We start from the raw sequence: 12,758 nt of genomic DNA on the forward strand, positions 1-12,758 counted from the left end.
ACCATAGAAATGCCCGTATCTCGCAGCGATCCTCTTGCATGGAAGTCGGAGCAGAGGCATTGACCTGGTCGGCGATGATGATGTCCTGTTTGCCGCGTTCTCAGATTTAGCTTCGCTTATCCCCTAGTCCGGTCAACTCCACGGCGTCGCGCCCAATAGCTCGTGCTTCGCCAGTCCGTAACGATGAACTGAAATAGCATGCGAGTACTCGTTGTCGAAGATGAGCCTGATCTCAGCTCGTTCCTCTCGTCTCTTCTGCAGCGCGCCGGTTCAAATCTGGGGCTTGCCTATTCTGCCGCGAGGAGCGCCGCGCGCAAATTGCCGTCGCGGGCTGCAAGGCGCAAGGATGCCTCCACGGCTCCATCGATGGGACTGAACTCCGGTAAATTCAAAGGCGGAGTCACTGATCGCCGACAATAAGACGTCCTTTCGTTCGCCGTCCAATTGAACGGCGGATAAAATTCGCAAGCTGTTCTACAGCAGGAGACCGCAACTGCTCTTCTTGGGCAACTAGCGCCAGTTCGGTTGCTCGCACATTCGGAAAGCCTGCCCGCCCATTGAGGATGCACAAATTCGCGGGTACTGCCGTACGGGCTAACAGTGTCACTGCCAAGCCGGACGAAACCGCAGCGAGGATGCCTGTCAGACTGGCGCTCGCATAGGCGATGCGCCAGGGCAGTTTTGCTGTCTCCATCGCGTAGATCGCGCGCTCGCGATAGAGGCACCCTTGCGGAAAGAGGGCAAGGGGAATCGGATCGTCGTCGCGACGCTCTGCAATACCCCGCGCTCCAACCCACACAAGCTGCTCCGGCCAGCTTTCGAGGCATGGACCGGACCGCGCCTAGCGCTTCATCAATGCGAGATCGAGCTCACCCGAACTTAGCAACGGCTCGACCTCCGCGGTCAATCCGCAGACCGTGTCGACACGAACGTTGGGGTATTGGCTGCCGACGACCTGCAATTCTGTCTTTCAGGAAAAAGGCCGATCGCAAGCTACGCGTTGTCGATCCGATAGGATCGCGCGTACTACAGGAGGGCAAGGAGAGCCTTGCCCTGACACGATTGAATTGGTACGCTCCTTTACCCCAAGGTTGAGGACAGAGGGGGAAGGTCGATGGATCATCATAGCTTCCACAATCCAACCCGAGGACCTGTGTCCGCCCCGCGTTTCATCTCGCGGGGCTGATCAAGGAGCGCATCGCGGTCTCGTTGTCAGCCATTTGCGCGCGTTTGGTCGCGCTCACTGATTCATGAGACTGCAATGTCACTTATCTCCGTCAAAGACCTCTCTCTAACTCGTGTTGACTCGCTCTTCACCGGCCTGAGTTTCTCAATCGGCAAAGGCGATCGCCTTGGCCTTGTCGCCGCTAATGGCCGCGGCAAATCATCCCTCCTTCGTATTTTGGTCGGCCAGGAAGACGCAACGGCGGGGACCGTCACCCGCATACGCGGACTGATCGCCGCCGCCGCCCCGCAAGATCCACCCGAACGGCTCCGGTCCCTTAGCTTCCATGATGCCGTGCGAGAAGCTCTTGCTCCGGAGGTCGCCCAAACACAGGGCTGGCGGGTCGATGTCCTGCTCGATGATCTTTTCGTCGACGAATCCATAAGGGGCCGCGCTGTCCATACTCTATCCGGCGGCTGGCAACGGACGATGCTTCTAGCGAGGGCCGCCATTGTCGAACCTGACCTGCTCCTGCTGGATGAGCCGACAAATCACCTCGACATCGGCCGGATCGGCGTGCTGGAAAGGTTCCTAGCAGCGTTGCCTCGCGATTGCGCCATGGTCGCAGCGAGCCATGACCGCGCCTTCCTCGACGACGTGACCAGCCGGACGTTGTTCTTGCGCCCAAAGGAAAGTTCAGACTTTTCTCTGCCCTATTCTCGCGCCCTGCAAGCGCTGGAGGATCACGACGCGGCGCGAAAAAGACAGTTCGACAACGATATGCGCAAGGTCAAAGTTCTTCGACAACAGGCGGCGAAGCTCAAGAACATCGGCATCAATTCCGGGTCCGACCTACTGGTGGTAAAGACAAAGCAGCTGTCGGAGCGCGCCGACAAACTCGAGGAGCGCGCCCGACCGGCGCATCTGGAGCGCTCAGCAGGAACCATCCGCCTTACCAACAGCGGCAGCCACGCCAAAGCGCTGATAGCAATCAAGGACACCGCCATCGTCACGCCGGATGGGAGGCCGTTGTTCCGTACCGGTACGAAATGGATCGAGAGCGGGGATCGGGTTGCTCTCCTAGGAGCAAACGGTACGGGCAAGACGAGGCTGATCGAGCGATTGCGGGCGGCTGTTGCGGGATCCGATCCGGATATCCGTGTCGCGACGAGCCTCAAGTTGGGATATTCGAATCAGGCGCTATCACAGCTCGAGATGTTCAAGACCCCACAGGACGCGTTCAAGAGCCTGAGCAATCTCCCGGACCACCAGGCGCGCTCCCTGCTCGCGGGCGCCGGCGTCGGCATAGACGCCCAAACTGCGCCTATACCTCGCCTTTCGGGGGGGCAGCGAGCGCGGCTTGCAATGCTTCTTCTGCGCTTGCTCCAGCCAAACTTCTACCTTTTGGATGAGCCAACCAATCATCTCGATATCAACGGGCAGGACTCGCTGGAGAGCGAGTTGGTCGAGCATGGCGCGGCTTGTCTTTTGGTCAGCCATGATCGAGCATTTGTCCGAGCTGTGGCGACGCGAATCTGGGTCATCACAGGTCAGCGACTTGTCGAGGTTGATGACCCGGTACCGGTCTTTGACAAGCTGATGTCCAGCTGATCCTGCATTGCCTGGGGCGTTGACTAGTCTGCGACCTGCTCAGGCCTAGTTGAGTTCGGTTGTCGGAATGGTCATTGATTGTCCGGCGAAATCACACGCCTCTTAAATCAGCGGGTCCCAGGTTCGAGCCCTGGTGCGCCCACCAAGCTTTTCAAAGACTTGGACAGACCTCGCGGAGAACGGAGCTTTCGGTCGGGAAATCGGCTTGATCGGTCCTGAATTCGCCTGAGAATCCGGCTTTGATAGCTGCGCGCCAAGCCGCCGGGCGCTCGGCCACGGCAAGGCCATTTGCGGATGTATCGGCCGGTTGAAGTCGTCCACGACGTTCTAGCGGACCTGCCTTCCTGCATCGAGCTGTTGAGACGTCGGACGTCAACCAGCGTTCTTCGCCGAAACGCCGTTGCTCGTCGGCAAAGACCGTCTCGCGCCGGGGCCCGGATGAACATGGACTGCCTTCGCCGTCAGCGGCTCACCGCATTCGGAGCAGATCATGACAGGATCAAACATCTTGTGGCAGTTCTTGTGTTCATGCAGCAGCGGTCGTCCGCGCGAGTCGACCATGTGGACGTTGCCCCAGTGCACAATCGACATGATGATTGGATAGAGATCGAGACCCTTTTGCGTCAGGATATACTCGTAGCGCTTCGGCGCTTCTTGATACGGAATCTTGCGCAGGACGCCAAAGCGGACAAATTTCTTCAGCCGATCGGCGAGCAGATGGCGGGTGATTCCGAGCGACGTCTGGAAGTCATCAAATCTGCGGATGCGCAAGAAACATTCGCGCAGGATGAGGAGGCTCCAGCGGTCACCGATCACCGCCACGGTACGGGCGAGAGAGCATGGCTCCTCCTCAAGGGTATCCCATTTCATCGAAGTCTCCAGCGAATCCGTAGCGGCACTGCAAATAAATTCTAAATCAGAACTCACGGAAAATCAATGGGATGCCCGCATTCGTGCGCCACGACGCCGATTGTATGATAAACATCATATTGACAGTTCTAAAATAGAACTTTATCGGTGCGGCACGATCAATCGGGTGGCGAACAACCGCCGCCGTCGAAGAGAAGGGCGTTCCATGGCTGCTCCGCTCAAGGTCGAGTTTCATTTCGATTTCGGCAGTCCCAACGCTTACCTCGCCGAGCTCGCGCTGCCCGGCATCGAGCAACGAACCGGCGTCAAATTCGACTACGTGCCGGTGCTGCTCGGCGGCGTCTACAAAGCGACCGGCAACCTGTCGCCCGCCGAGTCGCTGCGCGGGATCAGGAACAAGCCGGAATACAATGCGCTCGAGACCCAACGCTTCCTGCGCCGGCACAACGTCACGAAGTTCACGATGAACCCGTTCTTCCCGGTGAACACGCTTGCGCTGATGCGCGGCGCCGTTGCCGCGGAGTTCGAGGGGGCGTTCGAGCCCTACTTCCGCGCTGCCTATCACCACATGTGGGTCGAGCCCAAGAAGATGGACGATCCGCAGGTCTTCCGCGATGCGTTTCTGTCGTCTGGGCTGGACATCGATCGCATCAGCGCCCGCGCCCAGCAGGACGACGTCAAGAAGAGGTTGATCGAGAACACTGGCAGCGCCGTGGCGCGCGGTACGTTCGGCTCGCCGACGTTCTTCGTCGGCGACGAGATCTACTTCGGCAAGGACAGCCTGCGCGACGTCGAGGACGAAATCCTAGCGCAATCGGCGGCGGCGCAGCGTAAGAGCGCCTGATCGCGCGGAGGCATCCAGAACGAGCCGAGCCCGCAAAGGGCCTTTCATTGGGAGGTTTCATTGGCGAACTGGCAGCAGGCTGCAGCTGAAATCACGAAGACGTTGCCGCATCGCATCCATGAGGTGATGGACATCTATGTTGCCACCACACCCGACCGGACGGCGCTGATCGAAGACAACGCGTCCATGACCTATCGCGAACTGGATAGGGCGGTTGGTGCCACGGCGGATGCGCTCCGCGCGCTCGGCGTCCGCGCCGGCGATCGCGTGATGCTGGTCAGTGAGAATTCGATCGCGCTCGCCTGCCTGCTGTTTGCGGCAAGCCGCCTTGATGCCTGGGCAATCGTCGCCAACCCTCGGCTATCGCCGCGTGAGCTCGATCAGATCAGGGATCACAGCGGCGCCCGACGCATGCTCTTCACGGCAAATGTCTCCGAAGAGGCGGCCGCGCATGCGGCGCGTTACGACGCTCCGTTGCAGGATGTCGGGCCGCTCCACGGCATCGGCGTGTCTGCTCTGAATCAGGACACGCAGGCCGAGCCGGCCGAGACCGACGGCGCCCGCCAGGTGGCGGTGCTCATCTATACGTCCGGTACGACCGGAACGCCGAAGGGCGTCATGCTCACGCATCGGAACCTGTTGTTTTCCGCAAGGACCACCGCGAATCTGCGCAGCATGACGGCGGACGACGTGCAGTATTGCGTGCTGCCGATCTCGCATATCGTCGGCATCTCGCTGCTGACGATGACGCTGATGGTCGGTGGCGTCACCCGGCTGGTCACCAAGTACAACCCCGCTGCGCTTGCCAAGGCGCTGGCCGAGGAGGGCATCACGCTCCTGAACGGCGTCCCGGCGACCTACCAGCGGCTGCTCGAATACAAGCAGACGGCGGGCCTGCCGAAACTGGAGCGCGGCGCGCTGCGGCTGATGAGCGTCGCCGGTGCGCCGCTCGACCTCGAGCTCAAAGCGCGGGTCGAGAAGGAGCTCGGTCTTCCGCTCGGCAACGCGTTCGGCATCACCGAATGCTCGCCCGGCATTTCCGGCGTTCGGGCGGAGGCGCCGCGCAGCGACAATTCGGTCGGCACTCTCGTGCCGGGCATCGAGGCTCGAATCGTCGCGCGTGACGGTGCCATCGTGACCAGCGGCGATATCGGTGAACTGCATGTCCGCGGACCGAACGTGATGCTCGGCTATTACCGCGCGCCGGACCTCACGGCGAAGGCGATCGACCCGGATGGGTGGTTCAACACGGGCGACCTGGCGCGCTTCGAGGGCGAGGCGATGTTCATCGTCGGGCGCACCAAGGAGATGATCATCCGGTCCGGCTTCAACGTCTATCCGGCTGAGATCGAGGCGGTGCTGAGCACCCATCGCGACGTAGTGCAATGCGCCGTGGTCGGACGGCCGGTCCCGGGCAACGAAGAGATCGTGGCGTTCGTCCAGCTCCTCAAGGGCTCCTCCGCAACCGCGCAGGATTTGATGGCGCATGTCGCGCCTGAGCTCACGTCCTACAAGCGACCGTCCGAGATCATCCTCATGGACGCGCTGCCGGCCACGTCGACCGGCAAGCTGCTGAAACACAAGCTGGCGGAATCGCTGCGCAACTGACGCGGGCGAGATCGCTTCAACATCTCACGAGGCTGGAGAAGTCCCATGCAGAAGAGAAACAGGACGGTTGCGGTGATCGGCGCCGGTGACTTTATCGGCGGCGAGATTGCCAAGAAGTTCGCTTCCGAGGGCTTCACGGTCTTCGCCGGTCGTCGCAATGGCGACAAGCTCGCGCCGTTGGTCAAGGAGATCGAGGCCGCCGGCGGCGAGATCCACGCCCGCTCGCTCGATGCGCGAAAGGAGGAGGAAATCATCTCGTTCCTCAATGACGCCGACAAGCACGCGCCGCTCGAGGTCTGCATCTTCAACATCGGCGCGAACGTGAATTTCCCGATCCTGGAGACCACCGAACGTGTGTTCCGAAAGGTCTGGGAAATGGCCTGCTATTCCGGCTTCCTTGCGGGGCGCGAGGCCGCGCGGCTGATGCTGCCGCGTGGTGAGGGCAACATCTTCTTCACCGGCGCGACCGCGAGCTTGCGCGGCGGTTCCGGCTATGCCGCCTTCGCCAGCGCGAAGTTCGGCCTGCGAGCCGTCGCGCAGGCGATGGCGCGCGAACTCGGGCCGAAGAACATCCATGTCGCGCATCTTATCATTGACTCTGGCGTCGATACTGAATGGGTGCGGCAGCGCCGGCTTGAAGCGCTCGGCCCCAATGCGCTCGACGATCCGGACCTGCTGATGCCGCCAGCGTCGGTGGCCGCGTCCTATTGGCAACTCTACCAGCAGCCAAAGAGCGCCTGGACGTTCGAGCTCGAGATCCGCCCCTTCGGCGAGAAGTGGTAGGGGAAGCGCCAATGGAGCTCGCGCTATCCCCGGAAGACGCGACGTTTCGCGACGAAGTGCGCGCGTTCATCAACGACAACTATCCGGCCGCGATGCGTGTCCCCAATCCGGAGACCGACCTATCCAAGGAGCAGATGCTTCTATGGCATCGCGTCCTGCACAAGAAGGGCTGGATCGCGCCGCTCTGGCCCAAGGAATATGGCGGGCCCGGCTGGTCCATCACGCGCCGCTTCATCTTCGAGCAGGAGACCACGCGTGCCGGCACGATGCCACCTTTGGCGTTCAGCGTCACCATGGTCGGTCCCGTCATCTATACGTTCGGCAATGAGGCGCAGAAGAAGAGGTTTCTTCCCCGCATCCTCTCGGGCGAGGACTGGTGGTGCCAGGGCTATTCGGAGCCCGGCTCGGGCTCGGATCTCGCCACCGTCCGCACCAAGGCGGTGCGCGACGGCGACCACTACATCGTCAACGGCCACAAGACCTGGACCACGTTGGCGCAGCATGCCGACTGGATCTTCTGCCTGGTGCGGACCGATCCAGCCGCAAAGCCGCAATCTGGCATCTCCTTCCTGCTGATCGACATGAAGTCGCCGGGCGTCACCGTGCGTCCGATCATCACCATCGACGGCTCCCATGAAGTCAACGACGTCTTCCTTGAAAACGTCCGCGTTCCCGTCGAAAACCTGATCGGCGAGGAGAACAAGGGCTGGACCTACGCCAAATTCCTGCTCGGCAACGAGCGCACCAGCATGGCCGGCATCGGCCGCTCGACGCGCTATATCGAGAAGCTGAAGAAGATCGTGAAGGCGGAGATTCCCGCAGACGATCCGGCGCATATCGAATTTGTCAGGGACATCGCCCGCATCGAGCTCGATGTGCTGGCGCTGGAAGCAACCGAGCTGCGCGTCGTTGCTCAAATGGCCCGCGGCATCGATCCGGGACCCGCGGCCTCGCTGTTCAAGATCCGCGGCACCGAGATATTCCAGGACATCACCGAGCTGACCCACCGCGCGGTCGGCAACTACGGGCTGGCGATCCGCGAGCACCCCGTCAGCGCCAATCACTTCATGCCGGGACCGGATCACGGTCACACCGCGTCGGAGAAGTACCTGAACTCGCGCAAGCTCTCCATCTACGGCGGATCGAACGAGATCCAGCGCAACATCATCGCCAAGGCCGTGCTCGGTCTCTAGCGAACAGCAGCACGGGAGGAATCGGATGGATATCCAGTTCACGGAAGAGCAGGAGCTGCTCCGATCCAGCGTCCAGCGCCTGCTGCGCGACCAGTATGGTTTCGATGCGCGCCGTAAGGCCGTCGCGAGCGAAGAGGGGTACAGCCGCAGTCAATGGCAGTCATTCGCCGAGCTCGGACTGCTGGCGGCGCCGTTCTCCGAGGACGTCGGCGGTCTCGGCGGCGGTCCGCTGTCGACCATGATCGTCATGCAGGAGTTCGGCCGTCATCTCGTGCTCGAGCCTTTCGTCGAGACCGTTGTGCTCGCGGGCGGCCTGCTCGATCGCGTCGGGTCGGCCGAACAGAAACAGGAGTTCATTCCGGGCATCATCGCTGGCACCAGGACCTGGGCGCTGGCCTGGACCGAAAAGAACTCGCGCTTCGATCTCGCCAACGTCACCACCACGGCACGGCGACAGGGCAACGACTATGTGTTGACCGGCGAGAAGACCGCGGTCATCGGCGCGCCCTGGGCGGACTTTCTGATCGTTTCGGCGCGCATGTCCGGTCAACAGCGCGATCGCGGCGGGGTCGGTCTCTTCGTGGTTGATCGCCGTGCCGCCAATCTAGATCTGCAGAGTTTCAAGACGATCGATGGCCGCCGCGCGGCGGAGATCAGCCTGCGCGGCGTCGCTGGCCAGCTGCTGGGTGAGGAGGGCGAGGGCGTGGCCGCGCTGGAAGCCTGCCGCGACCGTGCCATCGGCGCGCTCTGCGCCGAGGCGGTCGGTGCGATGGCTGAATTGAATGCCGCGACGCTAGAATATTCCAAGACCCGCAAGCAGTTCGGCACGACGATCGGCTCGTTCCAGGTGCTGCAGCATCGGATGGTCGACATGTTCATCGCGCATCAGGAAGCGCTCTCATTGATGCAGCATCTCACGCTGAGCCTGGATGCAGGCGAGGCCGGCGTGTCGCGTCTTGCGTCGGGCGCCAAGTCGAAGATCGGCTATGCCGGCAAGTTCATCGCCGATCAAGCGGTGCAGCTGCATGGCGGCATGGGCATGACCGACGAATTGAACGTCGGACACTATTTCAAGCGGATTTCCTCCATCAACATCCAGTTCGGCGATCCCGCCTTTCACGTGTTGCGCTACGCGCAGCGCGATGCGGCCGCCTAGCAGAGAGGCAGACATGACGACTGAAGCAGTTATCGTTTCCACCGCGCGCACCGGCGTCGGCAAGGCCTACCGCGGCGCGCTCAACCACACCGATGGTCCGACCCTGGCGGGCCACGTGATGGCCGAGGCCGTGAAGCGCGCCGGCATAGCGCCCGGCGAGGTCGAGGACGTGATGATGGGCTGCGCCATGCAGCAGGGCACCATGGTGATGAACGTCGCTCGCAAGGGTGCGATCCGCGCCGGCCTGCCGGTCACCGTAGCCGGCACCACGATCGACCGCCAGTGTGCTTCCGGTTTGCAGGCGATCGCGGTGGCTGCGCGTTCGGTGATGCTCGACGGCGTCGAGATCGCAATCGGCGGTGGCATCGAGTCGATCAGCTTGGTGCAGAACGATCACATGAACAAGTTCCATGCCATCGATCAGGATCTCATGGCGATGAAGCCAGAGATGTACATGTCGATGCTGGAGACGGCCGAAGTGGTCGCCGAGCGTTACAAGATCGGCCGCGATCAGCAAGACGAATACAGCCTCGAATGCCAGCGCCGCGTCGGCGCGGCGCTGCAGGGCGGCCGTTTCAACGACGAGATCGTGCCGATCACGACCAAGATGGCCGTCGTCGACAAGGACACCAAGCAGGTCAGCTATCGGCAGGTCACGCTGAGCCGGGATGAGGGCCCGCGGCCAGATACCACGGCGGAAGGCCTGTCGAAGATCAAGCCGGTGTTCGAGGGCAAGACCATCAGCGCCGGCAATGCCAGCCAGCTCTCGGATGGCGCCTCCGCCTGCGTGATCATGAGCGACAAGATCGCGGCGCAGAAAGGCCTGAAGCCGCTCGGCATCTTCCGCGGCTTCGTCGCTGCCGGCGTCGAGCCCGACGAGATGGGCGTCGGCCCGGTCGCTGCGATCCCGAGGCTCCTCAAGCGTCACAACCTCAAGATCGATGACATCGATCTCTGGGAGCTCAACGAGGCCTATGCGGTTCAGGTGATCTATTGCCGCGACAAGCTCGGCATCGATCCCAGCAAGCTCAACGTCAACGGCGGTTCGATCGCGATCGGTCATCCCTATGGCATGACCGGCGCGCGGCTTACGGGGCATATCCTGCTCGAGGGCCGGCGGCGCAAGGCGAAATACGGCGTGGTGACCATGTGCATCGGCGGCGGCATGGGCGCGGCCGGTCTGTTCGAAATCATCCACTGATCGGAAGACGGAGTTTTCACGTGAAGACAGCAATAACCGAACTGTTCGGCATCCAGCATCCGATCATCCAGGGCGGCATGCACTATGTCGGCTTCGCCGAGATGGCCGCGGCCGTGTCGAATGCCGGCGGTCTCGGCATCATCACGGGCCTGACACAGAAAACGCCGGAGCTCCTCGCCAAGGAGATCGCGCGCTGCCGCGACATGACCGACAAGCCGTTCGGCGTGAATCTGACCTTCCTGCCGACGCTGTCGGCCCCGCCCTATCCGGAATACATCGCCGTGATTCGCGAGGGCGGAATCAAGGTTGTCGAGACCGCGGGCCGCAGCCCGGAGGCCTACATGCCGGCGCTGAAGGCCGCCGGCATCAAGGTGATCCATAAATGCACCTCGGTGCGGCATTCGCTCAAGGCCGAGAAGATCGGCTGCGACGCCGTCAGTGTCGACGGTTTCGAATGCGGTGGTCATCCCGGCGAGGATGACATCCCGAACATGATCCTGCTGCCGCGGGCGGCGGACGAACTGAAGATCCCGTTTGTGGCCTCCGGCGGCATGGCGGATGGACGCAGTCTCGTCGGCGCGCTAGCGATGGGCGCAGCCGGCATGAACATGGGCACGCGCTTCGTCGCCACCAAGGAAGCGCCGGTCCACGACAACGTGAAGCAGGCGCTGGTTGCGGCGACCGAGCTCGACACCGTGCTGGTGATGCGCGCCCTGCGCAACACCGAGCGGGTGCTGAAGAACAAGGGCGTCAGCGAATTGCTCGAGATCGAGCGCGAGAAGGGCGCAAGTCTGAAAATCGACGACATCCTCGACCAGGTGGCCGGCGTCTATCCGAAGGTGATGGTCGATGGGGAGATGGATGCCGGGGCCTGGAGCTGCGGCATGGTGGTCGGGCTGATCCACGACATCCCGACGGTCAAGGAACTGATCGACCGCATCATGGCGGAAGCGGAGGCGATCATCCGCCAGCGGTTGACCGGCTTCCTTGACGGCAAGGTCGAGACGCAACGGGCGCGTGCGGTCGCCTGACGAAGGGCGAGATACGAGCACAAGACCGGGGTGGCTGACGGCGTCGCGATGCTGACGCCGCAGTGGTGAGCAGAAAAGAACATCAGGGAGGAAGCATGCCTGTCGTAGGTAGCCATCAATACCCCACCATGGAATCCGTGATCTACGGCAAGCCCGCGGCGGAGGCGCTGCGGGAGGAGGCCGAGCGCCTGGGCGCCAAGCGCGTCTATCTGATCGCGAGCCGCACGCTCAATACGACGACCGACGAGATCGAGAAGATTCGGACGGCGCTCGGTCCACGCCATGCCGCGACCTTTGACGGGGTGCCGCAGCACACGACCCGGGACGTGGTCACGCAGATCGCCCGGCAGGCCAAGGACGCCCAGGCCGACCTGGTCGTTGCAATCGGCGGCGGCTCGGTGGTCGATGCGGCAAAGATCGTGCTGATGTGCATGGAGCACGAGATCTTCGAGCCGATGGGGCTCGATGGGTTCGAGACCACGCCGGACCGCCGCTTTGGGCCATTCCGAACCCCGAAAGTGCGCATGATCGCCATCCCGAGCACGCTCTCCGGCGGCGAGTACAATTCGGGTGCGCTGGTCACCGACACCGGCCGCAAGCTGAAGCAGATTTTCAATCATCCGATGATGATGCCGCGAAGCATCATCCTCGATCCAGCGATCACGAAATACACACCCGAGAAGCTCTGGCTGGGATCAGGTACGCGCGCGATGGACCACGGCATCGAGGCGATCTGCTCCAGCCGTCCCAATGTGCTCGTCGACGCCGTGTGCCAGCGAGGCTTGCGCTATCTGTACGACGGACTCCGGCGCACCAAGGACAATCCGAACGATGAAGCGGCGCGGCTGAACTGTCAGTTGGGGTCCTGGATGTCAGCTTTCGGGTTGCAATCGCGCGTTCCGATGGGTGCCAGCCATGCCATCGGCCATGTCCTCGGTGGAACCTGCGACGTGCCGCATTATTTCTGCACGGCCGTGATGATGCCAAGCGTGCTCCGATACAACCGGCCCGCTACGGAGGCTGCTCAGAGAACGATCGCAGCGGCGCTTGGCGCACCGGAACGGGATGCCAGCGACGCATTTGCGACGTTCATCGCGGAGCTCGGCTTGCCGCAGAGGCTCGCGGACGTCGGCGTTGCCGAGGACCGTTTCGAGTTGATCGGCAAGAACGCAATGCTGTCCATCTTCACGAGGGCGAACCCTCAGCCGATCCGTGAGCCCGGCGACGTCGTCAAGATCCTCAAATTGGCCGCCTGAAGAAGCGCCAAGTGTCCGTCACGGCCTGCCGCACGGAAGG

11 protein-coding genes are annotated in these 12,758 nt (G+C 62.3%); 9 read left to right on the forward strand and 2 right to left on the reverse strand.

Annotated elements, in window-relative coordinates; all coding sequences use genetic code 11:
- Positions 1-400: 400 nt before the first annotated feature.
- Positions 401-799 (reverse strand): LysR substrate-binding domain-containing protein, encoded by a 399-nt coding sequence (locus AAFG16_RS14630; protein WP_342739564.1) that lies wholly within the window; start codon positions 797-799, stop codon positions 401-403.
- Between the two features lie 462 nt (positions 800-1,261).
- Here AAFG16_RS14630 and AAFG16_RS14635 point away from each other — a divergent pair, with 462 nt between their 5' ends.
- Positions 1,262-2,776, forward strand: a complete 1,515-nt coding sequence (locus tag AAFG16_RS14635; RefSeq protein WP_342739565.1) for an ATP-binding cassette domain-containing protein — start codon at positions 1,262-1,264, stop codon at positions 2,774-2,776.
- Positions 2,777-3,148: 372 nt separating this feature from the next.
- Here AAFG16_RS14635 and AAFG16_RS14640 read toward each other — a convergent pair whose 3' ends face one another.
- A complete protein-coding gene (locus AAFG16_RS14640) occupies positions 3,149-3,646 on the reverse strand; it encodes a helix-turn-helix domain-containing protein (RefSeq protein ID WP_283085185.1) in 498 nt (165 codons plus the stop codon).
- 205 nt (positions 3,647-3,851) lie between these two features.
- Here AAFG16_RS14640 and AAFG16_RS14645 point away from each other — a divergent pair, with 205 nt between their 5' ends.
- The 8 genes from AAFG16_RS14645 (at position 3,852) to AAFG16_RS14680 (ending at position 12,718) form a co-directional block, all read left to right on the forward strand.
- Positions 3,852-4,490: a 2-hydroxychromene-2-carboxylate isomerase gene (locus AAFG16_RS14645; protein WP_283085186.1), complete on the forward strand. Its 639-nt coding sequence runs from the start codon at positions 3,852-3,854 to the stop codon at positions 4,488-4,490.
- A 60-nt stretch (positions 4,491-4,550) separates the two neighbouring features.
- Positions 4,551-6,098 carry an AMP-binding protein gene (locus AAFG16_RS14650; RefSeq protein ID WP_342739566.1) on the forward strand — a complete coding sequence of 516 codons (1,548 nt, stop codon included), beginning with the start codon at positions 4,551-4,553 and terminating at the stop codon, positions 6,096-6,098.
- A 45-nt stretch (positions 6,099-6,143) separates the two neighbouring features.
- Positions 6,144-6,881: an SDR family oxidoreductase gene (locus AAFG16_RS14655; protein WP_283085187.1), complete on the forward strand. Its 738-nt coding sequence runs from the start codon at positions 6,144-6,146 to the stop codon at positions 6,879-6,881.
- Positions 6,882-6,892: 11 nt separating this feature from the next.
- A complete protein-coding gene (locus AAFG16_RS14660; protein WP_342739567.1) occupies positions 6,893-8,074 on the forward strand; it encodes an acyl-CoA dehydrogenase family protein in 1,182 nt (393 codons plus the stop codon).
- A 25-nt stretch (positions 8,075-8,099) separates the two neighbouring features.
- Positions 8,100-9,230, forward strand: a complete 1,131-nt coding sequence (locus tag AAFG16_RS14665; RefSeq protein WP_342739568.1) for an acyl-CoA dehydrogenase family protein — start codon at positions 8,100-8,102, stop codon at positions 9,228-9,230.
- A 13-nt stretch (positions 9,231-9,243) separates the two neighbouring features.
- A complete protein-coding gene (locus tag AAFG16_RS14670) occupies positions 9,244-10,431 on the forward strand; it encodes an acetyl-CoA C-acyltransferase (protein ID WP_342739569.1) in 1,188 nt (395 codons plus the stop codon).
- A gap of 20 nt (positions 10,432-10,451) precedes the next feature.
- A complete protein-coding gene (locus tag AAFG16_RS14675) occupies positions 10,452-11,462 on the forward strand; it encodes a nitronate monooxygenase family protein (protein ID WP_342739570.1) in 1,011 nt (336 codons plus the stop codon).
- Between the two features lie 95 nt (positions 11,463-11,557).
- A complete protein-coding gene (locus AAFG16_RS14680; RefSeq protein ID WP_342739571.1) occupies positions 11,558-12,718 on the forward strand; it encodes an iron-containing alcohol dehydrogenase in 1,161 nt (386 codons plus the stop codon).
- The last annotated feature ends 40 nt before the right edge of the window (positions 12,719-12,758 follow it).

It is taken from the genome of Bradyrhizobium sp. B117 (assembly GCF_038969555.1).
Taxonomy (GTDB): domain Bacteria; phylum Pseudomonadota; class Alphaproteobacteria; order Rhizobiales; family Xanthobacteraceae; genus Bradyrhizobium.